General features: G+C 72.8%; 24 protein-coding genes and 2 pseudogenes. 16 read left to right on the top strand and 10 right to left on the bottom strand.

The genetic code is table 11. The annotated features are described in order from the left end of the window. Positions 1-226: 226 nt before the first annotated feature. Positions 227-559, bottom strand: coding sequence for a WhiB family transcriptional regulator (locus OOK34_RS31475; protein ID WP_267036543.1), 333 nt, complete (start codon positions 557-559; stop codon positions 227-229). A 442-nt stretch (positions 560-1,001) separates the two neighbouring features. Here OOK34_RS31475 and OOK34_RS31470 point away from each other — a divergent pair, with 442 nt between their 5' ends. Then, positions 1,002-2,717, top strand: a complete 1,716-nt coding sequence (locus OOK34_RS31470; RefSeq protein ID WP_267036544.1) for an LPXTG cell wall anchor domain-containing protein — start codon at positions 1,002-1,004, stop codon at positions 2,715-2,717. A 178-nt stretch (positions 2,718-2,895) separates the two neighbouring features. Here OOK34_RS31470 and OOK34_RS31465 read toward each other — a convergent pair whose 3' ends face one another. The 3 genes from OOK34_RS31465 to OOK34_RS31455 all read right to left on the bottom strand — a co-directional run bounded on the left by OOK34_RS31465 (position 2,896) and on the right by OOK34_RS31455 (position 6,416). Next, the gene (locus OOK34_RS31465; RefSeq protein WP_267036545.1) at positions 2,896-4,296 is read right to left on the bottom strand and encodes a glycoside hydrolase family 43 protein; all 1,401 of its coding nucleotides are present in this window, start codon (positions 4,294-4,296) and stop codon (positions 2,896-2,898) included. A gap of 537 nt (positions 4,297-4,833) precedes the next feature. Next, positions 4,834-5,817, bottom strand: coding sequence for an NADPH:quinone reductase (locus OOK34_RS31460; protein ID WP_267036546.1), 984 nt, complete (start codon positions 5,815-5,817; stop codon positions 4,834-4,836). Between the two features lie 20 nt (positions 5,818-5,837). Continuing rightward, positions 5,838-6,416, bottom strand: coding sequence for a PadR family transcriptional regulator (locus tag OOK34_RS31455; protein WP_267036547.1), 579 nt, complete (start codon positions 6,414-6,416; stop codon positions 5,838-5,840). Between the two features lie 126 nt (positions 6,417-6,542). Here OOK34_RS31455 and OOK34_RS31450 point away from each other — a divergent pair, with 126 nt between their 5' ends. From OOK34_RS31450 to OOK34_RS31415, 8 genes and pseudogenes are all read left to right on the top strand, one after another. Then, entirely contained in the window at positions 6,543-6,935 is a 393-nt protein-coding gene (locus OOK34_RS31450; RefSeq protein WP_267036548.1) for an ester cyclase, read from the top strand. Positions 6,936-7,005: 70 nt separating this feature from the next. Beyond that, positions 7,006-8,184: an MFS transporter gene (locus OOK34_RS31445; RefSeq protein WP_267036549.1), complete on the top strand. Its 1,179-nt coding sequence runs from the start codon at positions 7,006-7,008 to the stop codon at positions 8,182-8,184. A gap of 9 nt (positions 8,185-8,193) precedes the next feature. Next, positions 8,194-8,322, top strand: a pseudogene (locus tag OOK34_RS31440) (radical SAM protein); the annotation flags it as partial. A 118-nt stretch (positions 8,323-8,440) separates the two neighbouring features. Continuing rightward, positions 8,441-8,860 (top strand): aspartate 1-decarboxylase, encoded by a 420-nt coding sequence (gene panD, locus OOK34_RS31435; RefSeq protein ID WP_267036550.1) that lies wholly within the window; start codon positions 8,441-8,443, stop codon positions 8,858-8,860. A gap of 15 nt (positions 8,861-8,875) precedes the next feature. Then, positions 8,876-9,217 (top strand): GNAT family N-acetyltransferase, encoded by a 342-nt coding sequence (locus tag OOK34_RS31430; RefSeq protein WP_267036551.1) that lies wholly within the window; start codon positions 8,876-8,878, stop codon positions 9,215-9,217. Next, complete coding sequence (locus tag OOK34_RS31425) at positions 9,211-9,840, top strand: aspartate/glutamate racemase family protein (RefSeq protein WP_267036932.1); 630 nt, start codon at positions 9,211-9,213, stop codon at positions 9,838-9,840. Before OOK34_RS31430 ends, OOK34_RS31425 begins: the two co-directional genes overlap by 7 nt. A 21-nt stretch (positions 9,841-9,861) precedes the next feature. Next, positions 9,862-10,056, top strand: a complete 195-nt coding sequence (locus OOK34_RS31420) for a hypothetical protein (RefSeq protein ID WP_267036552.1) — start codon at positions 9,862-9,864, stop codon at positions 10,054-10,056. Between the two features lie 107 nt (positions 10,057-10,163). Continuing rightward, entirely contained in the window at positions 10,164-11,543 is a 1,380-nt protein-coding gene (locus tag OOK34_RS31415; RefSeq protein ID WP_267036553.1) for a transglycosylase family protein, read from the top strand. A gap of 24 nt (positions 11,544-11,567) precedes the next feature. Here the strand turns inward: OOK34_RS31415 and OOK34_RS31410 are convergent. After that, positions 11,568-12,380, bottom strand: a pseudogene (locus OOK34_RS31410) (DMT family transporter); the annotation flags it as partial. A gap of 280 nt (positions 12,381-12,660) precedes the next feature. Here OOK34_RS31410 and OOK34_RS31405 point away from each other — a divergent pair. Continuing rightward, complete coding sequence (locus OOK34_RS31405) at positions 12,661-14,136, top strand: SDR family NAD(P)-dependent oxidoreductase (protein WP_267036554.1); 1,476 nt, start codon at positions 12,661-12,663, stop codon at positions 14,134-14,136. Positions 14,137-14,204: 68 nt separating this feature from the next. On the opposite strand, the gene OOK34_RS31400 is transcribed toward OOK34_RS31405, so the two are convergent. Then, positions 14,205-14,573, bottom strand: a complete 369-nt coding sequence (locus OOK34_RS31400) for a hypothetical protein (RefSeq protein ID WP_267036933.1) — start codon at positions 14,571-14,573, stop codon at positions 14,205-14,207. Positions 14,574-14,906: 333 nt separating this feature from the next. Here OOK34_RS31400 and OOK34_RS31395 point away from each other — a divergent pair, with 333 nt between their 5' ends. Beyond that, complete coding sequence (locus OOK34_RS31395) at positions 14,907-15,077, top strand: hypothetical protein (RefSeq protein ID WP_267036942.1); 171 nt, start codon at positions 14,907-14,909, stop codon at positions 15,075-15,077. Between the two features lie 244 nt (positions 15,078-15,321). After that, entirely contained in the window at positions 15,322-16,305 is a 984-nt protein-coding gene (locus OOK34_RS31390) for an NAD-dependent epimerase/dehydratase family protein (protein WP_267036555.1), read from the top strand. Here OOK34_RS31390 and OOK34_RS31385 read toward each other — a convergent pair. Genes OOK34_RS31385 through OOK34_RS31375 form a run of 3 tightly spaced genes read right to left on the bottom strand, consistent with a single transcriptional unit; the run spans position 16,291 to position 19,140 of the window. After that, positions 16,291-17,730: a lipase maturation factor family protein gene (locus OOK34_RS31385; RefSeq protein ID WP_267036556.1), complete on the bottom strand. Its 1,440-nt coding sequence runs from the start codon at positions 17,728-17,730 to the stop codon at positions 16,291-16,293. The genes OOK34_RS31390 and OOK34_RS31385 overlap by 15 nt on opposite strands. A gap of 11 nt (positions 17,731-17,741) precedes the next feature. After that, positions 17,742-18,272, bottom strand: a complete 531-nt coding sequence (locus OOK34_RS31380; RefSeq protein ID WP_267036557.1) for a DUF1990 family protein — start codon at positions 18,270-18,272, stop codon at positions 17,742-17,744. Positions 18,273-18,297: 25 nt separating this feature from the next. Further along, complete coding sequence (locus tag OOK34_RS31375; protein ID WP_267036558.1) at positions 18,298-19,140, bottom strand: YndJ family protein; 843 nt, start codon at positions 19,138-19,140, stop codon at positions 18,298-18,300. 149 nt (positions 19,141-19,289) lie between these two features. Here OOK34_RS31375 and OOK34_RS31370 point away from each other — a divergent pair, with 149 nt between their 5' ends. The 4 genes from OOK34_RS31370 to OOK34_RS31355 all read left to right on the top strand — a co-directional run bounded on the left by OOK34_RS31370 (position 19,290) and on the right by OOK34_RS31355 (position 24,310). After that, positions 19,290-20,861, top strand: a complete 1,572-nt coding sequence (locus OOK34_RS31370) for a DUF6777 domain-containing protein (protein ID WP_267036559.1) — start codon at positions 19,290-19,292, stop codon at positions 20,859-20,861. A gap of 7 nt (positions 20,862-20,868) precedes the next feature. Continuing rightward, positions 20,869-22,932, top strand: a complete 2,064-nt coding sequence (locus OOK34_RS31365; RefSeq protein ID WP_267036934.1) for a SpoIIE family protein phosphatase — start codon at positions 20,869-20,871, stop codon at positions 22,930-22,932. 109 nt (positions 22,933-23,041) lie between these two features. Beyond that, complete coding sequence (locus tag OOK34_RS31360; protein WP_267036560.1) at positions 23,042-23,902, top strand: Fpg/Nei family DNA glycosylase; 861 nt, start codon at positions 23,042-23,044, stop codon at positions 23,900-23,902. Between the two features lie 27 nt (positions 23,903-23,929). Further along, positions 23,930-24,310 (top strand): hypothetical protein, encoded by a 381-nt coding sequence (locus OOK34_RS31355; RefSeq protein WP_267036561.1) that lies wholly within the window; start codon positions 23,930-23,932, stop codon positions 24,308-24,310. 56 nt (positions 24,311-24,366) lie between these two features. On the opposite strand, the gene OOK34_RS31350 is transcribed toward OOK34_RS31355, so the two are convergent. Continuing rightward, positions 24,367-24,831 (bottom strand): hypothetical protein, encoded by a 465-nt coding sequence (locus OOK34_RS31350; protein WP_267036935.1) that lies wholly within the window; start codon positions 24,829-24,831, stop codon positions 24,367-24,369. Between the last annotated feature and the right edge of the window lie 56 nt (positions 24,832-24,887).

Genomic DNA, 24,887 nt, shown 5'->3' with positions numbered 1-24,887 from the left:
GTGGGGCTGTGGCTCGGCAGCAGCAGCGATCGGACTCTCCAGGCGGCTCAAGGCACCAGTCGCACCACACGGCCCCGGTTCGCCCTGACGATCGACGTTGTTCTCGAGCCCATGTTGGGGTGAGCCTTTCGGCCCCCCGTGTCAGGTTGGCCCCTCGGGCGAGGCCGCGGAGTTTAAACGCGGACTTGTGAAGAGGGGTCGCCTCGTCGGCTTCGTACCGACCGCGTCAGCCGGCTGCCTGCCAGCCCGCTCCGTTTGCGGCACGCGCTGACCGGTCGTGCTCCCTGTGGGCGGCCTGCAGCAGCTTTCGCCACGACGTCACCGTGGGGCGCCGGCGTAGGAGCGCGGGTCGCTCCCGATCCGTCATACCTCCCCAGACACCGTGCTCGATACGCTGATCAAGAGCATGGGCGAGGCATTCCGTGCGCACCGGGCAGCCGCCACAGACAGCCTTCGCCCTGTTCTGGGCGGCGCCTTCTGCGAACAGCTCTTCGGGGTCAGCAGTACGGCAAAGTGCCCGCTTGCCCCATTCGTCGTCATCACCCGCGACCGCCCCCATGCCGTCCTCTCCCCGATCGGCCTGCCCCCCCCACCATGGGACGGGGGGAGGAGTTGTCACCCGGGCCCAACGAGCGGCACCACCGGTGGCGTCACGCGGTGGTGGACGGGAACAAGCTGTCCAGCGCCAGGACGGGCACCTACTGATGGACGCTCCGAGGTGGCGCTCCTGGCCGCGGCCCCGGCGGCAAGGACCAGCCCGGGCGTGTCACGGGGCCACCGGGTCCGGTGAGACGGTGCGACCGCGTCTCGGCAAAAGATGTTTGAAACGGCAACCTTTCCGCTCCGGCCGGCCACTTAGGGGTGTACCGACGAGGGCGAGCCGTGATCAGCGGCCCTACACCCTCTGTGTCAACACCCGATCGGAGCCCCACATGTCACCAGGCAACCCGAGATCCCCCGAGCAGCCGATGCCTCGGGACCGCACGCCCCGCCGTAGCCGGATGCTCCGGCATTTGGTCGTGGGGGCGGTGGCGGTGCTCGCCGCCTCGGCCGGTGTCGGCGCCCTGGCGCCCAGCGCGGGCGCAGCGCCGACCGTCCGCATCAGTGTGGATGCCGGTACCTCCTTGGGCACGGTGCCCAGCAGTGGTGTCGGCCTCAACACGGGCTTCGGCGACGAGCACATGGGGGACCCCAAGGTGACATCGCTGATGAAGGCCGCGGGAGTCCGGCAACTGCGCTATCCCGGCGGCTCCGGCGCGGACGACTACCACTGGAAGACCCACACCTCCGGCGACGGCAGCGGCTGGATCCCCTCCAACACCAACTTCGACCACTTCATGGCCACCGCGAAGAAGGTCGGCGCCCAGCCGATCCTGACCGCGAACTACGGTTCCGGCACCCCCCAGGAGGCCGCCGACTGGGTCAAGTACGCCAACGTCGACAAAGGTTACGGCGTGAAGTACTGGGAGATCGGCAACGAGGTCTACGGCAACGGGCACTACGGCAACGGCAAGGGATGGGAAACCGACACCCACGCCGACAAGAGCCCGAAGGAGTACGGAAAGAACCTGGTCGCCTACTCGAAGGCGATGAAGGCCGTGGACCCGAAGGTGAAGATCGGAGCGGTGCTCACCACCCCCGGCGGCTGGCCGGATACGGAGAAGGCTCCCGGTGACAGCGCCGACTGGAACCACACGGTGCTCTCCATCGCGGCAAGCTCGATCGACTTCGTCATCGTCCACTGGTATCCGGGCGGCACCACCACGGCCGACCTGCTGAACACCCCCTCGCGGATCGCCGGTGTCACGTCCTCGCTGCGCTCGCTGATCGCCAAGTACGCGGGCTCGCGCGCCGCTTCGGTGGAGATCGCGGTCACCGAGACCGATGCCGTCGGCTCGCCCGCCTTGACCAGCCAGGCCGCGGCCCTGTTCGCGCCGGACACCTACATGACCTGGTTCGAGCAGGGTGCCACCCACGTGGACTGGTGGAACCTGCACAACGGCTCGGGCGAAGCACCCACCACCGTCCACGGCGAGACCGACTACCGGGATGGGGGCATTCTCTCCGCTGGAACCTGCGCCGGGGGGAAGTGCCAACCGCCGCGCGACACGCCCTTCCCCACCTACTGGGGCATCCGCTCGCTGACCGCACTGGCGCAGCCCGGCGACACCATGGTCAAGTCGTCCTCGGGCAACTCGTCGGTTGCCGTGCACGCGGTGCGGAGCGGCAACGGCGGTCTGAACGTCATGCTGATCAACAAGAGCCCGCAGAACGCGGCGCCGGTGTCGCTCTCGTACGCCGGATTCACCCCGGCCGCCGGGGAGGTCACGACCGTTTCGTATGCCAAGGGAGATACTGCCCTGACGACGGCGAAGCGGGGCACGGCGGTCGCACAGACGCTGCCGCCGTACTCGATCACGACTCTTCAGCTGAAGCCCGCGTCGGGGACCGCCGGCGCTGCCAAGCCGACGCCCGCCCCCACGCCGACCGCCGCCACGCCGGTTGTTACCGCCTCCGGCACGACCGGCACCCGTGCGCAGGCGGAGCGCGGCGTACCCGTCGGCCAGCCGACCCCGGGCAGCACGTCCGGCGGCCTGGCTTCCACCGGGGTGAGCAACACCATCACCTACAGCGCCCTCGGTGGCCTGCTGGTCATCGCCGCCGGCAGCGTGCTGGTGCTTCGCGGACGTCGCCGCAGGGCTTTGCACGGGAAGTGAGACCGCGTGAGTGACCGACGGCCCGGCAGCAACGCCACCCACCCGTGGCGCGCGCCGGGCCGTCGGCCTCCGCGCCGGCGTCGGCGGTCAGGTAACAAACAAGGCCGGGGTCGTTGACCTGGACCTGGCCTACCTCGGCACCGGTCCCGGCCCGTGGGGTGGCCCGAGCCGACCCCCGTCAGTAGCCGACGTGGAAGGTGGCGTCGGCCTTCTCCGTGGTGGTGGCGATCGGGTCGATGCGCAGGACGTAGCCGGTGTGCCGGATGTAATGCGTCGGGAAGTTGTGCGAACGGAAGGACGACCAGGAGGAGTCGGCCAGGCCGGCGGTCCTGTGGAACGTGGCGGCCGCGGCGAAGGTCGCGGTGCCGTCGTTCTCTTCCAGCCGCAGGTCGTAGTTGGAGTGCCGCAGGTAGCGGGTCGGGAAGTTGACCGACTGGAAGGACACGCCCGCGCTGTCGGCCAGGCCGCGTACGAGCTTCCACTGCGAGTCGGTGTACGGGTCGAACGGGTAGACATCGATCCGGCCGACGGAGTTGGCGTGACGGACGTAACGGTCGGGGTAGTTGTAGGACTTCAGCCGGTTCCAGGCGGGGCTGCCCCACTTCGCCACGAGGTTGTCGTACTCGGTCGTGGTGATCGTCGCGATGGTGCAGTGCTTGGAGTTGAGGGGCTGGGTGTAGTCGCGCTGGTCCAGCGCGGTCCAGGTGCCGGCGGCGAGGTCGTTGCTCTGCCAGGCGTAGAAGACGCCGTTCGGCGTGTAGGTGTCGCCCCACAGGTACCAGGATCCGGAGGTCAGGGACTTCACCAGGGTCGGCGCCTCGGTGCCGCCGTGGGCGGCCGCCGTGCTGAAGGGCGTGAAGCTGCCCGGCTGCAGGGTGGTCGACCGCGCGCCCACGAGGGCCTGGTCCCTCCCCCTGTAGTAGAGGTAGTTGACGCCGTTCACACCCACGGCGAGGTTGCCGTCGATGATGTCGTAGCCGGGGTCGAAGAAGACCTGCGGGGACGTCACCGTCTGGAAGTTGGTGGTGTAGTTCACCATGAGCACGTTGTGGCCGCTGGCATTGACCGACGAGTAGATGATCCCGTACTCGCCGCGGCCGGCGTCCCAGAACGCCTCGGGTGCCCAGCTGTGGGTCACCATGTCGTGCAGCTTCAGCCGGCGGTAGCCGGTGAGGGCGCGCAGGTCCGCGGAGTCCCAGACGTGGATGTACTGGCTGTTGTAGCCCCAGTCGGTGCCCTTGAGGTCGGTGGCGAGGACGACGAAGGTGCCGTCCTGCTTGCGCATGATGAACGGATCACGCAGACCGCCCGCACCCGCGGTCGGGGTCACCACGGGGTTGTTCTGGTTGAGCGGCATCCAGCGCAGGCCGTCGGTGCTGACCGCCAGGTGCAGGCCGTAGTCGGCCTCCAGCATGGTCGCGGACTCGGTGAAGTAGCCCATGACGTAGGCCGCGTCCGCGGCGTAGGCGGGCCGCGCGCCCAGGGCCAGCGTTCCGGACAGGGCCAGCGGGACGGTGGCGGCCATACCGAGGAACAGGCGTCGCGACGGGTGGGGGCCGGGGCCGGTTGTTGCGGTCATTTGCGCTCCAGGGTGCGTGGGGGGCGGGCGGCCGTTCTCGGCAGTCACGGCATGCACCGTCGCAGCGCTGGGCGGGGGCGCCCGGACCACGGGATGCAACGGGTCCCGCGGGTGGTCGCGGACGTTGCGTCCCGGGGCGGGAGGTTGCTGCCCGCTCCGTGGAGCCCAGCCCGTCGGGAGTGCGGGGACGGTGGAAGCAGGATCGAATGTTAGCGCTAACAATCAATTCGGCCAGGACACGCGGTAGATGAGAGCGGCTCGGTGGCCATCACTATGGGTCTGCCCGAGTAGCGCGTCAAGGTCACGCGCAAGGTCGTCCCGCTGCCCGGTCGGGAAGCGCGGCCCGACCCGATCCGTCGTCCCGGACGGGCACGTCGGCCTCGACGAAGCCCAGCCGCCGGTTCATGCCGAGGGCCGCAGCGTTGCCCGGGTGGTGGAAGGCCCGCATCCAGTGCACGCCGCGCGAAGCTGATCGCCAGAAGCTTCATCGCCAGCGCGACGCCCCTCCCCAGGTGGCCGGCCGGCACTCCGTCTGCGCTATTGGGGGATGGCGAGCAGGATGCGGCCGTGGCCACCGCCGGCGTCGACGTGGTCGTGGGCCTTGGCGATGTCGTCCAGCGGGTAGCGGTCGCCGACGGCGATGGTGAGGGCGCCGACGGCGGCTGCGGAGGTGAGGTCGCGGGCGGCCTGGCCCTTGGCCTCGGCGGGGAAGTCGTCGCTGCCGAGCAGCCGCAGGGTGACGTTGTTGAACAGCAGCGGCCAGAAGGGGATCTCGGTGCGGTCCGTGCGGGTGGCGTAGGCCGCGATGACGGCGTTGTTGGCGGCGACGGCGTTGTCGAGATCGGCGTTGTCGGACAGCGCGACCTCGATGATCCGGTCGACGCCCCGTGGCGCGTACGAGCGGATGGCCGCGGCGGGGTCGCCGGTGTCCAGGGCGACGGCGTGGGAGACGACGGTCGGGTCGACGAGGTCGAGGTCCGCGGTGCGGCGGACGGTGGCGAGTACGGTGGCGCCGGCCCAGTGGGCGAGCTGGGCGGCCAGGGAGCCGACGCCGCCGAGGACTCCGTGGACCAGGACCAGTCGGCCGTCGACCGGGCCGTCGGCGAAGACGGTGCGGTGGGCGGTGATGCCGGGGATGCCGAGGCTCGCCCCCAGCTCGTCGCTGAGGTGGTCTGGCAGAGGTACGGCCTGGTTGTCGGGTACGACGGTGTACTGAGCAGCTGTGCCGAAGGGGCGGTAGGACTGGGCGCCGTATACCCAGACCCGCTGTCCGACGCGATGGGCGTCGACTTGGGCGCCCACGGCGTCGATGACCCCGGCGGCGTCGCTGTGCGGGATCACCCGTGGATGGGGCATGGACGAGCCGAGCCAGCCGCGCCGCTTCTTGGTGTCGCCGGGGTTGACGCCCGAGACGGTGACACGGACGCGGACCTCGCCGGGGCCGGGGGCGGGATCAGGTAGTTCACCGACGTGCAGGGCATCGGCGGCGGGGCCCTGGTCGTCGTACCAGGAAGCAAGCATGGGGGTACCTCCGTGGACAGTCAGCTCGCGGGAGCGGCGGGTGCGTGCGGATCGCTGTCGGCGCGTCCGGTGTCGAATACGGGGGCTTCGTCCCCGAGGGCCTCGCGCAGCCAGGTCCGCTCCGCGCGACTGGTGGCGCGGGCGGTGAGCAGCATGCCCCGCCGGTAGGGGTCGGCGACCTCCTCGGCACGCAGGGGCCGCTCGTTGTCGTAGAAGAAGCTCGCCGGTTCTTCCAGGAACTCCAGCCGCCTACGCAGCACCACGTGCTGCTCGGCTACGTCGGGCAGGTGAGAGAGGAAGGCCAGAACGATGTAGAACCGGGTGAAGTCGGTGATCTCGTGGTCGGCGGGCTCGCGCAGACGCTGAAGCATGTCGGCCCGTCCGGCCGCGGTCAGACTGAGCACGTACCGTGCCGCCCCCGCGGCCGGGTCGGCGCGCCGCTCGATCAAGCCCGCCTTGGTCAGACGATTGATCGCCGGATACAGGCTGCCGTCACTGACCGGCCGCGTATAGCCGGTCAGCTGTGAGACGCGGCGGCGCAGCTCGTGTCCGGGCAGGGGTCCCTCGGCGAGGAAGCCGAGTATCGCGAGTTCCAGCATGAGTCCATCTTCGCACAGGTGCATCGAATCGATGTGAACATCGATTCGATGTTATGCTCGTAGGTACCCGCCCAAACGTTTCTGGAGAGGGACAGCAAGATGCAGTCGCAGTCCACCGAGTCAGTGATGAACCGTTTCGTCGAGTTCATCAACACGGGCAACGAGGATCTCGCCCGCGAGGTCATTTCTCCGGACGCGGTGTTCCACGCGCCAAGTCACCCGGAACCACTGCGGGGGCCCGATGGGTACATGGAAGTCCTCGGGATGATGCGCAGCGCCTTCCCCGACGTTCAGTGGACGCTGGAGGAGACGGTCACCGAAGGCGACACGGTCGCCGCGCGGTTCACCATGCGGGGAACCCACGACGGTGAATTCTTCGGGATCCCGGCGAGCGGCAACAAGATCTCGGTGCAGGCCATGAACTTCTACTACCTGGCCGACGGCCGGATCGTCGGCGAACGGGGCCAGCCCGACCTCCTCGGGGTGATGCAGCAGATCGGCGCCGTACCGGCGCCGTGAGGCAGACAGTCGCCTCCTCCTCCCGCGCAACCGTCCAGGTCCGCGCTGCCGCCCTCCCGCAAGGCACACCATGGAATCCCTCGCACCCGCACCGCCCGCTCAGGCGATAGCCGTCCTGCCCCGGTCCTCCATTCTGGTGGCGGCCCTGTCCACCGTCGTGGAGTGGTACGACTTCACGCTGTACCTGTACATGACCACCGTGCTGTCCCGGGTGTTCTTCGGCACCGGCTCCACCTCGCTCCTGATCACCCTGGCGGTCTTCGCCGTCGCCTACCTGATGCGCCCGCTCGGCGCGATGGCCTTCGGCCACATCGGGGACCGGCTCGGGCGCCGCAAGGTGCTGCTCGGCTCGATGGCGGTGATGACCTCCGCGATGCTGGCCACCGCCCTGCTCCCGACCCGCGACCAGATCGGCTCCGCCGCCGGGGTCACTGCCCTCACCGTCACCCTCGTCCCCGGTCCCGCCCTGGACGCGTGGGGGTGGCGCATCCCCTTCCTGTTCGGCACGCTGCTCGCCACCACGGTGCTGATCGCCCGCTCCACCATGCGCGAATCCCCCGCCTTCGAGCAGCAGCCCCCGCCCGACACCAAGGGCGCGGGCCCGCTGATGACCACTCTGCGCACCCAGCGCCCCGCGCTCTACCGGACGTTCGCGATCTCGGCGCTCGGCTCGGTGACGTACTACGTCGGCATCAGCTACGTCCCCACCTACCTCGGCGCGGTCAGCGGCTTCAGCGAGTCCGACGCCCTGTGGCTGTCGACCATCGCGGCCCTCGTCGTCATCGTCGTCACGCCGTTCGCGGGTGCCCTGTCCGACCGGGTCGGCCGCCGCCCCGCACTCACGCTCTTCGGTGCCCTGGCGGTGATCCTGCCGCCGGCCATGTTCGGCCTGATGACCCAGGGCAGCTTCGCCGCCGCACTGACCGGCGCGATCGTCCTGGCCTGCGTGGCAGGCGGCATCAGTGCGGTCGCGGCCTCCGCGATCGCCGAACAGTTCCCCGTCGCCCAGCGCCTCAGCGGCCTCGCGCTCGGCGCCACCGCAGCCACCGCCCTCTTCGGCGGACTCACCCCGTACGCCTCCCAGGCCCTGGTCGACTCCACCGGCTGGGCCCTGATCCCCGGCGCCCTGGTCGCCGCCACTGCCCTGGCCGTCCTGCCCGTCCTGCGCCGCCTCCCGGAAACCGCGCCAGCCATCCGTGCACCCCAGCCCGGCCCTCTCGCCCCGGAACCCGAACCCCAAGCCCGCTGAGCAGACTTCGTGCGCTGCAACAACCTCACCGACGCCGCCCGGCCCGCCGCACTCTTCGCCCCCGGCACAGTCCGTACCCGGACCTTCGACACCCCGGAGTCCCTCAGCATCACCTTCCACGAGGTCCACGCGAAGTCTTCTCGTCAGAGGGGGGCGATGTTCCTAATAATCTCCGATCTGACGCGTGCCGATGTACAGTGAAGAACGCCCTTGACCTGCAGAAAGCTGGCAGGGAGCCGTCTTCCAGGAGTCCAAAATGCTGCGCACCATGTTCAAGTCCAAGATCCACCGGGCCACGGTGACCCAGGCCGACCTGCACTACGTCGGCTCTGTGACCATCGACGCCGACCTGCTCGACGCCGCCGATCTGCTGCCCGGGGAGCTCGTCCACATCGTGGACATCACCAATGGTGCGCGGCTCGAGACGTACGTCATCGAGGGGGAGCGGGGCTCCGGGGTCATCGGGATCAACGGGGCCGCCGCGCATCTCGTGCACCCCGGGGACCTCGTCATCCTGATCAGCTACGCGCAGGTCGAGGACGCGGAGGCGCGGGCGCTCAAGCCGCGCGTCGTGCACGTGGACGGCGACAACAGGATCATCGAGCTGGGCGCGGACCCGTCCGCCCCGGTGCCGGGAACGGACCAGGAGCGCAGCCCCCACTCGGTGGCTGTCTGAGGGGAGTCGGGGATCATGGCGATCGAGCTGGTGGACGAGCGCAAAGCGGGGCGGCTGCTGGCCGTCGAGGACAGCAGGGTGGTCGGCTTCATCGCCTACTTCGTGCTCGCCGCCGAGCCCCACGCCCTGGTGGCGGTGCACACCGTGGTCGAGCCGGGCCACGAGGGCCGCGGGATCGCCGGGGACCTGGTGAAGGGGTTCTACGGGATCGCCGCCGCGGAGGGGGTACCGGTCGTCCCGCTCTGCCCCTACGCCGCGAGCTGGGCCGCCCGCCACCCCGACCGGGCGCCCGAGCCCCCGGCCGCGGTCGCCGAGGCGGCCAGGGCGCAACTGGACCGGGACGCCGACCTCTGGTGAGCGGGCTGACGCTGCTGCACACCTCCCCGGTGCACGTCCCGGTCTTCGACGCACTGCGCGAGCGGGACCACCCGGAGGCCGTACTGCGCCACCTGGTGGTCCCGGACCTGCTGGACCGGGCCCGGGCCCGCGGCCCGGAGTCCGTGGTCCCCGAGCTGCTCGGGCTGCTCCGGGAATCCGGCGGCCCGGTGCTGGTCACCTGCTCGACCATCGGGGCGGTCGCGGAGTCCCTCGCCCCGGCCCTCGGGTTCCCGGTGCTGCGGGTGGACCGGCCGATGGCGGCCGAGGCCGTACGTACGGGCCCGCGGATCGCCCTGCTGGCCACCGTGGAGTCGACCTTCGCCCCGACCGGGGCCCTGCTGGCCGAGGAGGCCGGCGGGCGGCCCCTGTCCGTCCGTACGCACCTGGTGCCCGGCGCCTGGGACCGCTTCGAGGCGGGTGACGCCGCCGGGTACCTCGCGGCGGTGGCCGGGGCGGCGGACGCCGTCACGGACGCGGACGTCATCGTCCTGGCCCAGGCCTCGATGGCCGCGGCCGCCGGCCTCGTCCGCACCCGCCTGCCCGTGCTCTCCAGCCCCGCCCCCGGCCTGGCCGCCGCCCTCGCCGAGGGGCATACCGGCTGAGATCGGGGGAAGGTGGGACTCATGGTGCGAAACGTAGAGCAGACGCAGCCGCCGGTCCCCGATCCGGCGCCGGTCCCGGACCCGTACCCGCCGCTGCCGGACCCCGAGCCCGTGCCGCGCCCGGGGCCGCCGGTGCCGCAGCCCTTCCCCGAGCCGGACCCGGTGCCCACGCCCCCGGTGCCCGCGCCGATCCCGCAGCCCGGGCCGCTGAGCTGAGCCGAAACCGTCAACTCCAGCCGCAGGGCGGCTGGTTGTCACCCTTGTCAGGTCATCGGAGCGCCGTTAGGTTGTGCGGTTCCTGATGTCTTCAAGGGGGGGCTCCCATGGGTGTACGGGGCCGGCACCGCCGGTACCAGCCGAGCAGCATCAACCGGGCCTCGCTCGTCGTCACCGCGGGTGGCGCGGGATTAGCCCTCCCCCTGATCGGCGCCGGGGACGCACAGGCCGCCTCCGTGGACACCTGGAACAAGGTCGCCGCCTGCGAGTCGACCAACAACTGGCAGATCAACACCGGGAACGGCTACTACGGCGGCCTCCAGTTCAGCCAGAGCACCTGGCGCGAATTCGGCGGCACCGCCTTCGCCGCCCGCGCCGACCTCGCCACCAAGGCCCAGCAGATCGCCGTCGCCGAGAAGGTGCTCAAGGGGCAGGGGCCCAGGGCGTGGCCCGCGTGCGGCCCCCAGGCCGGGCTCAGCCGCAGCGGTCCGGCGCCCGCCGTCGACACCCGGCCCTCCACGAAGCCGGCGCCCGAACCGTCTGCCAAGCCCGCGGCGAAGCCCGCGCCGCAGGCCCCCAAGGACCGGATCCAGCCGACCAAGGCCACCACCCCGGCCCCCGTCACCATGCCCCGCCCGACCGGGACCTCCGTCCTGCCGAACCCGTACGTGGTCGCGCCCGGGGACTCCCTGTCGACGATCGCCGCCGAGCAGCACCTCGAGGGCGGCTGGCAGGCACTGTACGAGACCAACCGGTCCACGGTCGGCGGCAACCCCAACATGATCTTCCCGGGCCAGCGGCTCACCCTCAGGGTCACCACCGCCCCGCCCGCCCAGAACCCCGAGAAGCCGCCGCGCACCGCGGAGCCGGTCAAGCCCGTGGAACCGGCCGCTCCGCAGCCGGAGCAGAAGAAGCCCGAGCAGGCCAAACCGGAGCAGGCCAAGCCCGAGCAGCCGAAGCCGAAGCCCGAGCAGTCGAAGCCGGCCGAGACGCCGAAGCCCAAGCCCGCCGAGACGCCCAAGCCCGAGCCGGTCGCCAAGCCCGCCGGCAAGCCCGCCTCAGCGGAGCAGAAGCCCGCCTCGGGCGGGTTCAGCGCCCCCGTCGACTCCGGCATCGGCACCGCCTACCGCGTCGCGGGGTCCTCCTGGTCCAGCGGCTACCACACGGGCGTCGACTTCCCGGTGCCGACCGGCACCAGCGTCAAGGCCGTGGGTGCCGGCACGGTCGAGTCGGCCGGCTGGGCCGGAGCGTACGGCTACCAGGTCGTCATCAAGCACACCGACGGCCGCTACTCCCAGTACGCCCACCTCTCCGCGCTCGGCGTCAAGGCCGGCCAGCAGGTCTCCGGCGGCCAGCGGATCGGCCGCTCCGGCTCGACCGGCAACTCCAGCGGCCCGCACCTGCACTTCGAGATGCGCAGCGGACCCGGCTACGGCTCCGACATCGACCCGCTGAAGTACCTCCGCGGCAAGGGCGTCGGGATCTGACCCCCGCACGTGCGGCGGCACGGCCGTGAGCAGGACCAGGCCGGCCGCCGCCAGCGCGCCGCTCGCCAGCGCCGCCACCGCCCCGGCGGTCCCGTACCGGAAGCCCTCGTCGAACATCGAGATCCCGACCGCCGCCGCGACCACCGGATTGACCACGGTCACCGTGGCCAGCGGCGCGGTCAGCCCGGCTCCCCGGTAGGCCGCCTGGGACAGCAGCAGCCCGCCGGCCGCCAGTACGGCGATCGCCGCCAGGTCCGGCCACTGGCCGCCCAGCGCACCCGGGGCGAAGCCCTCGGCCACCGACTTGGTGAACACCGAGGCCATCCCGAAGGCGGTACCGGCCGCCGCGGCCAGCAGCACACTGCGCAGCACCGCCCGGCGCACCCGCCGGGCCGCCAGGAACAGCACCGCCGCCGCGGCCGCCGTCACCGTCAGGAGCAGACTCCGCTCGCCGCCCGCCAGGGCCTGGTCCCCGCGGCCGTCCCCGCCCGTCAGGGCCAGCAGCCCGGCCAGACCCGCCGTGGCCAGCAGCGCCCCGCGCCAGGCCGCCGCACCCGCCCGGCGGCGTACGAAGACGGCCGTCATCGGGAGCGCGAAGACGATGGTCAGCGCCCCGAGCGGCTGGACCAGGCTCAGCGGCCCGTAGGCCAGCGCCACCACGTGCAGCAGCGCGCCGAGGCCGTTCAGCGCGACCGCCACCCACCAGCCGGCCCGGCGCAGCGGGGCGTAGGCGCGGTCCGGCGTACTCGCCGCGACGCGTTCCTGGACGATCGCGCCGCCCGCGTAGGCGACGGCGGAGACCAGGCAGAGGAGAACCGACAGGGCCAGGGCGCTCATAAGATCCACCATGCCCCACCCCGGCGCGCTCTTCATCCGCCCGGAGGCTTCTTGATCTGCGGGCGAGTCATCCTCCTGGCATACACCAGCGGGAGTACGCGCAAGCCGCCCGCCGGGGACGAAGGGGCTTGATCCCCTCCATACCGTGACAGTCGCCTCGCGGTGCGTGAGGCGCCGGGGAACGGGTTTGGTTCCGGGCGTGTCGGATCCGTACAGTTTCCGTTTTGGGGACTTCCGCAGCAGGCGGATGCGGACGAGCGAACAAGGAACGGCAGCGGCCATGACGGTGACCGAAGACAACCACGCATACGGGCCGGGCATCGACCCCGAGCGCCTCGCCGTCTGCCTCGCGGTGCTCGACGAGCTCGACAAGATCGACGTCGACCACCCGGACGCCATCGCCGTGCGCCGCGCCACCGCCGGCGTCTACCGGACGGTCAAGCAGCGCCGCCGCCAGGAGCGCCGCGCCGCCAAGACGGCCAACGACAAGGCCGTCACCGAGGCCACCGCGACCGGCTCCGCCGAGCGCATCGACGACGAGACCGAGGGCATCCTGCCCTCCTCGGTCACGGAGGCCGGCCGGGTCGCCGGGATACTCCAGCGCCCGCGCTCCTGCTACGTCTGCAAGACGCGGTACGTCGAGGTCGACTACTTCTACCACCAGCTCTGCCCGGAGTGCGCCGCCGAGAACCGGACCAAGCGCGAGGCCCGCGCCGACCTCACCGGCAAGCGCGCGCTGCTCACCGGCGGCCGGGCCAAGATCGGCATGTACATCGCGCTGCGGCTGCTGCGTGACGGTGCCCACACCACGATCACCACGCGCTTCCCCAAGGACGCCATCCGCCGCTTCAAGGCGATGGACGACTCGGCGGACTGGATGCACCGCCTGGAGGTCGTCGGCATCGACCTGCGCGACCCGGCCCAGGCCGTGGCGCTCGCCGACCAGGTGGCCGACGCCGGCCCGCTGGACATCCTGATCAACAACGCCACGCAGACCGTGCGCCGCCTGCCCACCGCGTACGCCGCGCTGGTCGAGGGGGAGAGCGCCCCGCTGCCGGCCGGCGAGCTCCCCGCCCACCACGTCATCGGCGCCTTCAACTCCGGCGCGGTCGACGGCCTGGCGGCGCTGCCCGTGGGTGTGAGCGGGCTGGAGGCGCAGAAGGTCGCCGACCTCGCCCTGGTCGCGGGCAACGCCAGCCTGGAGCGGCACCTCGCCGGAACCGCCATCGACGCGGGCGGCCTGCTGCCGGACGTCGTCGAGAGCAACACCTGGGTGCAGACCATCGACCAGATCTCCCCGGTGGAGCTGCTCGAGACCCAGCTGTGCAACTACACGTCGCCCTTCATCCTGATCAGCGCGCTCCGGCCGGCCATGGCCGAGGCCGCCCGGAAGTCGTCCAGCGGGCGTGCGTACGTCGTCAACGTCTCGGCGATGGAAGGCGTCTTCAGCCGCGGCTACAAGGGCGCGGGGCACCCGAACACCAATGCCGCCAAGGCCGCGATGAACATGGTGACGCGGACGAGCGGCCAGGAGATGTTCCAGACCGACCGCATCCTGATGACCTCGATCGACACCGGCTGGATCACCGACGAGCGCCCGCACTTCGACAAGCTGCGCCTGGCCGAGGAGGGCTTCCACGCCCCCCTCGACCTGGTCGACGGCGCAGCCCGCGTCTACGACCCGATCGTCCGGGGCGAGGCCGGCGAGGACCTGTTCGGGGTCTTCCTGAAGGACTACGCCCCCGCCAACTGGTAGACCTCCCACGAGGGGCCGGCAGCCTCCCCGAGGCGGCCGGCCCCTCACTCGTACGGGCGAATCCCGCGTCAGATTCCGTAGGCTCCGGCCGCGACCAGTTCCAGTACCGGACGCCAGTCCTCCACCACCCCGGCGTCCAGGCCCGCCGCCCGGCCCGCCTGGGCCGCCTGGCGCAGGGCCTCCGCGTCCGCGTCCCCGCCGCCGGCCGGCGCGTGCAGCCGTACCAGCCGGGCCACCCGGTCGCCCAGCAGCGGGCGGACCGCCTCGGCCGCGTCGTGCCCCCCGGCCGACAGCAGCGGGCCCAGGCCGTGGACGAGTCCGGCCACTTGGAGTTCCTTGTCGTAGGGGTGCGAGCGGCGCAGCAGCGCCGCCGTCTGGAGCCCGTGGCCGTACTCCGGCGCTCCGGGCCCGCCGTGATGCGCGTGCAGCAGCTCCATGAGCTCGTCCACACTGCCGATCGCGGGCAACCCTGACCTCGCCACCGCCGCTCCCTCCGTCGTCCGCGCTCGCGCGCCACCGCCGTCGAGCAGATCAGCCCCGGCGGACAATCCGACGTACGACTTCCTGAACTCGGGGCGAAAACCATCGGTCCAGCGCGGATTTTACCGTTCCATCGAGCGGGGCCCCGCTCATATGTGTACCCTAAAGCGCAAGGAGCCCCACCCGGGCCCCCGCTCCACCAAGGCGCCACCGCGTCCGGACAGCCTTTTAATTTCCCTAGCCGGCGCGCGGTCCCGCCCGCCGGGTTACGCGACACAAGGGAGTTCGCGGTGACTGAGACGAAGAAGCCCGACCCGACTCTGGAGCTCACGGGACGGGGGGCGAGCACGCGGTCCGACGAACTCGGCAGCCTCGAGGTCTGGGCCCGCTCCGCACCCATCCGGCTGGCCGGCTACGAGGACGACCTGGCGGAGCCGCACATCCTGCCCGGCATCGACTGACAGCACGGCCTCCCGGCTCACGAGCCCGATCCACGCCCCCGCGCCCACGGCGACGGGGGCGCGGCGCGAGAGCGCCCGGCTGCCGCCGCGATTCGCAGGCTGCCCCGTCCAGCAGGCACCCGTCCAGCAGGCACCCGACCGGCAGGCGCCTGCCCGCAGTTCCCGTCAGGCCTACGCCGTCAGCGTCATCGCTGTGGGCGATCACGCCTTCCGCCTCAGCGCTCCGCCCGGCAGTGTCGGGCCCATGAAACTGCTGATGCTGGGTGGGACGGAATTCGTCGGGCGCGCGATCACCGAAGACGCCTTGGACCGCGGCTGGGAGGTGACCGTCTTCCACCGGGGCCACCACGCGCCCCCGCCCGGAACCTCCGCGCTGCACGGGGACCGTACCGCCCCCGGCGGACTGGCGGCCCTCGCCGAGGGGGAGTGGGACCTGGTCGTCGACACCTGGGGCGGCGCCCCCACGGCCGTGCGCGACAGCGCCCGGCTGCTGGCAGAGCAGGCCGGGGGGTACGTGTACATCTCCAGCCGCTCGGTGTACGCCTACCCCGCCCCGGCCGGCCTCGCCGAGGACGGCCCGCTGGTCGAGGGCTCGCCCGACGCCGACTCGACCGCCTACGCCGAGGACAAGCGCGGCAGTGAACTCGCCGCCCTGGACGCCTTCGGCGAGCGTGCCCTGCTCGTGCGCCCCGGACTGATCATCGGCCCGTACGAGAACGTCGGCCGGCTGCCCTGGTGGCTGGACCGCGTCGCCCGCGGCGGCCCGCTCCTCGCCCCCGGCCCCCGCGAACTGCCGCTCCAGTACATCGACGTGCGTGACCTCGCGCGCTGGACCCTGGACGCGTCCGAGGACAAGCGCGGTGGGGCCTTCAACCTGGTCTCCCCGACCGGCCACGCCACGATGGGCAGCCTTCTGGACGCCTGCGCCGCCGCCACCGGCACCGCGCTCGATCCGCGCTGGACCGACGCCGCGGTGATCCAGGAGGCCGGGATCGAGCCCTGGACCGAACTGCCCATCTGGCTCCCGGAGGGCGAGATGCACGACCACATGTTCGGCGGCGACGTCACCAAGGCACTGGAGGCCGGGCTGACTTGCCGGCCGATCGAGGAGACCGTCGCCGACACCTGGGCCTGGCTCCGCTCCATCGGCGGGGTCGCCCCGCAGCGGCCCGACCGGCCGCGCAAGGGCATCTCCGCGGAACGGGAGGCGGCGCTACTCGGGCTCTGAGGAGGCGGCTTCCGCGAGGCGGGTCGGCGGCAGGTACTCGCGCAGCAGCCTGCGGTGCCACCACGCGCCCGTCTCGCGCAACTCCCGCCAGGTGGTGAACCGGTAGCGGTACAGCCTGGCCCGCACGAAACGCGGCGGGGCGTCCGGGAAGGGGTTGTGGCGGATCAGCCGCAGCGTGTCCCGGTCGCCCGCCAGCAGCCGCTCCACGAACGGCCCGAACCAGTCCCGCGCATAGCCGGGGGAGAGCGCCGCGAACCACATCAGCCAGTCGAGCCGGAGGTGGTACGGGGCGAACTGGCGCGGGATCCGGCGCAGTTCGCCCGGCTTGCCCTTGAAGCCGTACTCGCGCCAGTCGCCGTCCTCGTGGGGGACGCGGTCCGCGGTGCCCTCGACCACCACTTCGTCGCGGATGCGGCCCACGGTGCCGAAGGCCCCGTAGGTGTTGACCAGGTGGAGGGAGTCGAAGGAGCGGTTCATCACCTGGCGCCGCGAGATCAGATTGGCCACCGGGTGCCGGCTCAGCGCCAGCACCAGCACGGTCAGCGCGCACACCAGGACCACGTACCAGACGGGCGCCCCGCGCGAGGCGGCGGCGGGCGGGGGACCGGCGATCCCGGTGAAGTCCACCGCGGAGAGCGCGAGCGTGATCGTCAGCCAGTTCAGCCAGGCGAAGTTCCCCGACAGCACCAGCCACAGCTGGGTGGCCACGATCACCCCGGCCGCGTACGAGGCCACCGGCTGCGGGGTGAACAGCAGCACCGGGAGCACCAGTTGCGTGAAGTGGTTCGCCGCGCACTCCGCCCGGTGCAGGGGCTTCGGCAGATGGTGGAAGAACCAGCTCAGCGGCCCCGGCATCGGCTGCGTCTCGTGGTGGTAGTACAGGCAGGTCAGCTTGCGCCAGCAGGCGTCGCCGCGCATCTTGATCAGCCCGGCGCCGAACTCCACCCGGAACAGCACCCACCGCAGCAGCCACAGGACCAGCACGGGCGGCCCGGCGCGGGCGTTGCCGAGGAAGACGGCGAGGAAGCCGACCTCCAGCAGCAGCGACTCCCAGCCGAAGGAGTACCAGGTCTGGCCCACGTTGACGATGGACAGGTACAGCAGCCACAGCACCGCCCACATCCCCATGGCGGCGCCCAGCGGCACCAGGTCCCCCGCGCCCGCGGCGAGCGCGGCGGCGAGGGCCGCCCCGGCCCAGGCGCAGCAGGCGAAGAGCCGGTCGGAGTAGCGCAGGTGGAACAGGCTCGGGGCGTGCCGGAAGGGCACGTACCGCAGGTAGCGCGGGACGGGCAGCATGCCGTGCGCCCCGATCAGTGCCCGGAACTGCAGGGCGGCACCGACGAAGGCGAAGACGTAGACACCGGCCAGGGCCCGCTGGAAGACCAGCCGGCCCAGCCAGTATCCGGGCGCCGTGAACCAGTCCATCCCCTCCAGTATCAGGCGGCGGCGGCCAGTCTGCGCAGGTGGTGGCCCAGCAGCCGGGCGTAGCCCCGCTGGAGGAGGGGGACGAGGGGGCCCGCGAGGCGGGTGTACCAGGCGGCGGGGCGGCTGAAGGCGGTGACCTCGAACCACACGGTGCCGTCGGCGGCGAGTTCCACCAGGAAGGACTCTTCCCCGCACTCGGGGTGCCCGGTGAGGGTTCCGTAGGCGAAACCGGCCCGGTCGGGCGCATCCGTGGTCCAGACCACCTCGCAGGGCACGGTGATCCGCAGCGGGCCGGCGCCGAGGCCGATCTCCACCCGGGCCCCGGTGGCGGCCGGGCCGTCCGCCCGTACGGTCGCCCCGGTCGCCCGGTGCATCCGGAAGCCCGTGACGGCCGAGCCGGCCGCCTCGAAGGCCGCCCGGCCCCGCCCGATCCGGGTGCGGTGGTGCAGGTGGTGGTAGCCGGCGGGCAGCGGCTGCCGGAGGGTCGCGCCGCGGTCGGGGTAGCTGAGGGTGCTGCGGCCGGTGCTGAGGAGTCGGGTCATGGCGGGGTCTCCGTTCGGGGGTGGGTCAGCGGGAGGCGGCCTGGAGGGCGGGGCGGTCGGCGGTCAGGCGGCGCCAGGCCAGCAGCGAGCAGAGCGCGAAGCCGAGCGCGTTGCCGAGGCCGTGGGTCGCGGCCATCCAGGTCAGGGTGGGGTGGACGATCCCGGTGGCCTCGCCCGCCGCCCACCACAGGGCGAGCAGCATGGTGGCCACCAGTACCGCGGCCGAGACGGCGAGCAGCGCTCCCGTGAGCCGGTCGCGGGCAGCGGGCCGGACGTCCCGCCAGGTCGCCAGCGCCACCGTCCACATCCCGGCGGTCAGCACCACTGCTCCCAGCAGTTCGGCCCAGTCGTCGACGAAGTAGCCGAGCAGGACGAGCGCGGTCCCCGCCGGGACGCTGTACGCGGCCCAGCGCGCCCGGTGTCCCGCCGCCGCCGACCGGCACACCAGGCCGGCGACCAGGGCGGCCGTGAACCCGGCGAAGTGGAAGTGCGGGACGGTCAGGGCCAGGATGTCCAGGTCGAAGCCGAAGAGCCGGTGTCCGGCGCGTTCGGCGACCAGGGCGCCGGCGGCCACCGCGGGCGAGACGAGCGCGGTCAGCGCGGCCACCTCGGCGGGGGCCGGCCGGTGCCCGCGCGGCAGCCGGGCGACTCCCCGGCAGGCCAGGGCCAGGGCGGCGGCACCGTAGAGCGCGGCGAGCCCGGTGGCGGCGGGGCCGCGCGGGAGCCACAGGCACAGCGCTCCCGGGGCGGCGGCCAGGGGCCACAGCCGGGCCGCGGTCCGCAGGCCGGCGGGGTCGATCAGGCGCAGGCCCACGGGGACGACCCAGCACATGCCCAGGGTGACGATCAGGTTCACGAGTACCGTCACGACCGCTCCTTTGAACGTGTTCAACTCGTGGTCCCGACCCTACGGGGTCTCTTGAACATGTTCAAGACCGTGTGGAGGCGCTCCGGTTGCGGCGCCGGTGGACATGCGGCAGACAAGAGGGAGCAACCGGGGCGAAAAGGGAGAGCAGCGTGAACGACCTGAACGACGTGCCCGCACCGACATCCCGTCAGGCACCGCGCCGTCAGGCACCGCGCCGTCAGGCACCGCGCCGTCACGTACCGGTCCGCACGGCCCTCGTGGCCCTCCTCGGCCTGCTCGCCGCCGGCTGCGGGGGCGCCGGCCCCGAACAGACCAAGGGCCCGGCGCCCGAGAGCCAGGAGCTGACCCTCCAGCCCGTGGGCGCCTCCGGCCCCGACCCCTTCACCGCCTCCTCCGCCACCGCCGAGTCGGCCCCCGTGCAGCCCCCGCTGCCCAACCCGAGCGGCCGGGGCATCCGTACGGTCGGCGCGGCCACCCCCGGTCTGTACGGCGGAACCAGCCGGCTCGGCAGCTGCGACGTGGAACGCCAGATCGCCTTCCTCACCTCCGACCACGCCAAGTCCCGGGCCTTCGCCCAGGCCACCGGGGTCGGACAGGAGAAGCTCCCCGACTTCCTGCGGGCCCTGACCCCCGTGGTCCTGCGTGCCGACACCCGGGTCACCAACCACGGCTTCCGTGAGGGCCGGGCCGACGGCTACCAGGCCGTGCTCCAGGCCGGGACGGCCGTCCTCGTCGACGAGCACGGCATGCCCCGGGTCCGCTGCGGCTGCGGGAACCCCCTCGCCCCGCCGCGCTCCGCCAAGGGGAGCCCGGTCCTCAAGGGCGACCAGTGGAACGGCTACCAGCCCAACCAGGTCATCGTCATCGAGCCGACCGCCCAGGTGATCAACAGGCTGGTCATCGTGAACATCGCCGACAACACCTGGATCGAGCGCAAGGCCGGCGACGACGGGGCCCAGGACAAGACCCCGAGGCTGCTCCCGCCCTACGACCCCGCCGACGGCATCCCGAACGGCCCCGCGACCCCGACCGTCGACCCGTCGTCCGACCCCTGCACCGCCGCGGACCCCAACAGCCTGGCCCGGACCGTCCCGCCGACGCCCCCGTCGGCCACGCCGTCCGGACCCCCGGCGGGCCCCCCGGCCGGCCCGCCGTACCCGGAATCCGCCGGCCCGCTCGCCGGTGCGCCGTACGAAGGGCCCGCCGACCCCCTGGCCGGTGCGCCGTACCCGGAGTTCGCCGATCCGCAGGCTGGTCCGCCGTACGCGGGGCCCTCCGGCCCGCCCTCCGGCCCGCCGTCCGCAGGGCCCGCCGAGCCGCCGTCGCAGGCCGACCCGCCGGTCGCCCCGCCGGCCAACCCGCCCGTCGCCCCGCAGGCCGCCCCGCCAGCCGCTCCGCAGGCCGCCCCGTCGGCCAGCCCCTGCCCCTCCGAGGCCGGTACCGTGCCGCGCGCGCCCGGCCTTCCGCAGGACCCCCCGAGCGGCGGCCTGCCCCCCTCGGACCTGCCCTCCGGTCCGTCGTCCGACGCCCCCGCCGACCTCCCCCCGGACCAACGCGGCGCCGTCCCGTCCGAGCCGGGCGTGCCCCCGGTCCCGGTCCCGGACGACGGTCCGGCCGCCGACCCGGCCCTGCCCGCGGACCCGGACGGTCCCGCCGACCCGTACGGCTTCCCGGACCAGGAGCCGGCCGCGGACCAGCCCCCCTACCTGGAGAGCGCCTGACCCGCCGCTGTGTCATGGTGGACCGGTGCCGAGCACCGTATCGCTGCCGGAGGACTGGCCCGCACACGCGGACCGGTCCCTGTCACTGAACCGGATGGGCAGTTTCGACTGGGACCTGGTCACCGGGCTCATGCACATGGACGCAGCGGCCCTCGAGGTCTTCGACACGACCCCGGACGAGTACGACGGCCGGCCGGGATCGCTCTCCCCGCGCGTCCCGCCCGCCGAGTCCGTCCGGCTGGACGCCCTCGTCTCCAGCGCCCTCAAGAGCGGAGTCGACAGCTACGGCGCCTACTTCCGGATCCGCTGCCACGACGGGCGGCTGCGCTGGACCCACACCCAGGGCCGCGTCATGCGCGGCCCGGACGGGCGCCCGTACCGGATCATCGGCATCGTCCGCGACGCGACCGAGGAACTGAGCCACTCCGCCGAACGCCTCGGGCTCGATGAAGAGCGCCGCCGCCAGACCTCCGTGGTCGAGAGCACCACCGCCGCCCTCGCCCACGCCCGGACCGTCCGCGACGTCATCGACGTCATCGGCGACGCCCACGGACTGGAGCGCCTCGGCTCGATGGGCATGGTGATGGGCCTGGTCGAGGCCGGCCGGATCCACCTGGTGGCCGAAGGCCCCGCCGACAGCTTCGTCCCCGGCACCCGCTACACGCGCGTCGACGAGCAGTACCCGATGAGCGAGGTCGTCCGCTCGCTCCAGCCCCGGTTCCTCGACTCCGCCGAGGAGTTCGCCGAGGGGTACCCGGAGCTCTGGGCGAAGATCTCGTACATGCGGATATCGGCCGCCGCCTATCTGCCGCTGATCGCGCAGGCCCGCCCGATCGGCGCGATCGGCCTGCTCTACCAGGACAAGGACGGCTTCACCCAGGACGAGCGGAACCTGCTGGTGGCCCTGGGCAGCAGCATCGCGCAGAGCCTCCAGCGGGCGATGCTGCTGGAGCAGGAGCACGACCTCGCCGAGGGCCTCCAGCAGGCCATGCTGCCCCGCCGGATCCCGGCCGTCCCCGGCGCCCAGATCGCCGTGCGCTACCGGTCCGCCCGGATGGGCCAGGACATCGGCGGGGACTGGTACGACGTCATCCCGCTGCCCGGCGGCCGCGTCGGCGCCGTCATCGGCGACGTCCAGGGCCACGACACGCACGCGGCGGCCGTGATGGGCCAGCTGCGCATCGTGCTGCGCGCGTACGCCGCCGAGGGGCACTCACCGGGCACCGTGATGGCCCGGGCCTCGGTGTTCCTGCACGAACTGGACACCGACCGCTTCGCGACCTGCACCTACGTGGAGGCCGACCTCTCCACGGGGGTGCTCCAGCTGGTGCGCGCCGGCCACCTCGACCCGCTCCTGCGGACCCGCGACGGGGACTGCCGCAGGCTTCCGGTGGAGGGCGGGATGCCGCTGGGCCTGTCGGCGGAGTTCGGCAGCCTGGAGTACCCGGTGACGACCGTGGAGCTGGACCCTGGGGAAACGCTTCTGCTGTGCACCGACGGGCTGGTGGAACAGCCCGGCGCGGACCTGGACGACGGCATCCGCCTGCTGACCGCCCTGGTCCGCGGCGGCCCGGCCGGCCTCCAGCCGCTCGCCGACCGGCTGTGCGAGGTGGTCGACGACCGGGGCGGCGACGACGACATGGCCCTGCTCCTGCTGCGCCGCCAGGACGAGGACACCCGGCCGGGCGGCGGCCGGCTCCAGCAGCACGTGGCCCCCGGGGACCCCGAGGCGCTCGTCGCCGCCCGGCACATGACCGGCGCGGCGGTGCGGTCGTGGGGCGCGCGCGGCCGGGCCGACGAGATCGAACTGGTCGCGGACGAGCTGATCGTGAACGCCCTGATGCACACGGACGGCCCGGCGATCGTGACCCTGCGCGTCCTGGCCGGCCCGCAGCGGCGGCTGCGGGTGGAGGTGGAGGACCGCTCCAGCGCCCTCCCGCGCCGCCGCGAGGCGGGGGAGGCGGGGGTCTCGGGGCGGGGCCTGATGCTGGTGGACCGGCTGGCGGACGTCTGGGGGGTGGAGCCCCGGGGCGGCGGCAAGTGCGTGTGGTGCGAGTTCGTGATGGATTAGCGTCCCCGGCGGCCGGATCGCGGCCGGATCGCGTCCGGACCGGGTCCGGGTCGTCGCGTCCGGTCGCGGCCGGGTCGCGTTCGGCGCGAGGGGGCGGGAGGCTGGGAGGGTGCCCGAGCTGCCGGAGGTCGAGGCCCTGAGGGAGTTCCTCGACGAGCACCTCGCCGGGCGGGTGGTCGAAGGCGTCCTCCCGCTCGCGGTCAGCGTGCTCAAGACCTACGACCCGCCCCTCACCGCCCTCGAAGGGCGGCCGGCCGGCCCCGTGGCCCGGTACGGGAAGTTCCTGGCCCTGCGGATCGGCGAGCTCCACCTCGTCACGCACCTGGCCCGGGCCGGCTGGCTGCGCTGGCGGGAGACCCTGCCCGCGCAGCCGCCCCGGCCCGGCAAGGGGCCGCTCGCGCTGCGCCTCGTACTGGCGGGCGGCGGCGGCTTCGACCTCACCGAGGCGGGCACGCAGAAGCGCCTGGCCGTGTACGTCGTGCGCGACCCCCAGGAGGTGCCGGGCATCGCCCGGCTCGGCCCCGACCCGCTGGCCGAGGGCTTCGACCGGGAGGCCTTCGCCGCGCTGCTGGCCGGCGAGCGGCGGCAGATCAAGGGGGTGCTCCGCGACCAGAGCGTGATCGCCGGCATCGGGAACGCGTACAGCGACGAGATCCTGCACGCGGGGAAGGTCTCGCCCTTCAAACTGGCGGCCTCCTTCGACGAGGAGCAGGTCACCCACCTGCACCAGGCCGTACGGGACACCCTGCGCGCCGCCGTCGAACGGGCCCACGGGCTCGCCGCCGGGGAGCTGAAGGCCGAGAAGAAGAGCGGGCTGCGGGTCCACGGCCGGGCGGGTGAGCCGTGCCCGGTGTGCGGGGACACCGTCCGCTCGGTGTCCTTCGCGGACTCCTCGCTCCAGTACTGCCCCACCTGCCAGACCGGGGGCAAACCGCTCGCGGACCGCAGGCTCTCCCGCCTCCTCAAGTAGCCGGGGCGCTGCGTAGACTCCGGCACCATGGCCGAGCAGCAGCCGCCGCCCCGGCGGGAGATCGTCACCGGAGTCCCGCGCGGCACCCGCCGCCGGCCTCCCGCGCACACCCCCGCCCGCTCGGAGATCTCCGAGCAGACCAGCCTCGGCGCCACCTACGTACGGGCCCTGATGCGCAGCCAGCTGCGTGCCGGGCTGGGCGCGCTGGCGGTGCTCGCCCTCGTGCTCGGGCTGCTGCCGCTGGGCTTCCTGGTGCCCCGCGCGGCCGCGGGCCCGCTGGTCTGGGTCGCGCTCGGGCTGGTGGCGTACCCGGTGATGTGGCTGATCGCCCGCTGGTACGTGGCCCGGGCCGAGCGCAACGAGGCCGACTTCACGGGCCTGGTGACGGACCCGGCCGAGACGGCCTAGCGCGGAGCGGAGACCGGAGACCGGAGCCCGGAGCCCGGAGTAGGAAGGCCGCTGCCCTAGAAGAGGTGCATCGCCAGGTGTCCCAGCGGCAGCCCGAGCTGCCAGGCCGGGGTCCACACGCGGGCGTTCTCGTCCAGGCCCGGCGGGGTGTCGGCGTGGCCGTGCCGGCCGGGGTCGAGGTTGGTGGCGAACAGCTCCGTGTGGTCCAGCCAGCGCCAGGCCGCCCGGGCCAGCTCGAGGTCCGGATCCTCGCCGCGGCCGCGCTCGCGGGCCTCCTCGCCCAGCGCGAGGAACCGGGTGTGGACCCAGTCGCGCCAGGGGTGCCCGTACGCCGTCAGCGAGAGCCATTCGTCGAGCTGCGAGACCACCCGGATCCCGGACAGTTCGCCGGCCGCGTCCGAGAGGTAGATCGTCAGCGCGAGCGTGTCGCGCCCGGCACGGAACTCCAGCGTGCTCACCGGGATCAGCCGGCCCGTGCGCAGCAGCTCGTCCGCGATGTACTCCGCGTAGAGCCACGCCATGGGCACCGCCAGTCCGCCGTCACTGGTGCCGTTCGTACTCTCGGGCTGCACCGTTC

Origin of the sequence: Streptomyces sp. NBC_00091 (genome assembly GCF_026343185.1) — a bacterium.
Lineage (GTDB): Bacteria > Actinomycetota > Actinomycetes > Streptomycetales > Streptomycetaceae > Streptomyces.
Note: the sequence above shows the minus strand (reverse complement) of the source record. Positions and strands in the feature narration are given on the sequence as shown.

Bases quoted from the DNA above. Each gene is read 5' to 3' on its own strand.
- OOK34_RS31470 (WP_267036544.1), top strand. From the start codon at position 1,002: ATGCTCCGGCATTTGGTCGTGGGGGCGGTGGCGGTGCTCGCCGCCTCG.
- OOK34_RS31450 (WP_267036548.1), top strand. From the start codon at position 6,543: ATGAACCGTTTCGTCGAGTTCATCAACACGGGCAACGAGGATCTCGCC.
- OOK34_RS31415 (WP_267036553.1), top strand. From the start codon at position 10,164: ATGGGTGTACGGGGCCGGCACCGCCGGTACCAGCCGAGCAGCATCAAC.
- OOK34_RS31460 (WP_267036546.1), bottom strand. From the start codon at position 5,817: ATGCTTGCTTCCTGGTACGACGACCAGGGCCCCGCCGCCGATGCCCTG.
- OOK34_RS31350 (WP_267036935.1), bottom strand. From the start codon at position 24,831: ATGGCGTGGCTCTACGCGGAGTACATCGCGGACGAGCTGCTGCGCACG.
- OOK34_RS31455 (WP_267036547.1), bottom strand. From the start codon at position 6,416: ATGCTGGAACTCGCGATACTCGGCTTCCTCGCCGAGGGACCCCTGCCC.
- OOK34_RS31385 (WP_267036556.1), bottom strand. From the start codon at position 17,730: ATGGACTGGTTCACGGCGCCCGGATACTGGCTGGGCCGGCTGGTCTTC.
- OOK34_RS31380 (WP_267036557.1), bottom strand. From the start codon at position 18,272: ATGACCCGACTCCTCAGCACCGGCCGCAGCACCCTCAGCTACCCCGAC.
- OOK34_RS31400 (WP_267036933.1), bottom strand. From the start codon at position 14,573: ATGGAGCTGCTGCACGCGCATCACGGCGGGCCCGGAGCGCCGGAGTAC.
- OOK34_RS31430 (WP_267036551.1), top strand. From the start codon at position 8,876: ATGGCGATCGAGCTGGTGGACGAGCGCAAAGCGGGGCGGCTGCTGGCC.
- panD (WP_267036550.1), top strand. From the start codon at position 8,441: ATGCTGCGCACCATGTTCAAGTCCAAGATCCACCGGGCCACGGTGACC.
- OOK34_RS31420 (WP_267036552.1), top strand. From the start codon at position 9,862: ATGGTGCGAAACGTAGAGCAGACGCAGCCGCCGGTCCCCGATCCGGCG.
- OOK34_RS31475 (WP_267036543.1), bottom strand. From the start codon at position 559: ATGGGGGCGGTCGCGGGTGATGACGACGAATGGGGCAAGCGGGCACTT.
- OOK34_RS31355 (WP_267036561.1), top strand. From the start codon at position 23,930: ATGGCCGAGCAGCAGCCGCCGCCCCGGCGGGAGATCGTCACCGGAGTC.
- OOK34_RS31445 (WP_267036549.1), top strand. From the start codon at position 7,006: ATGGAATCCCTCGCACCCGCACCGCCCGCTCAGGCGATAGCCGTCCTG.
- OOK34_RS31465 (WP_267036545.1), bottom strand. From the start codon at position 4,296: ATGACCGCAACAACCGGCCCCGGCCCCCACCCGTCGCGACGCCTGTTC.
- OOK34_RS31390 (WP_267036555.1), top strand. From the start codon at position 15,322: ATGAAACTGCTGATGCTGGGTGGGACGGAATTCGTCGGGCGCGCGATC.
- OOK34_RS31405 (WP_267036554.1), top strand. From the start codon at position 12,661: ATGACGGTGACCGAAGACAACCACGCATACGGGCCGGGCATCGACCCC.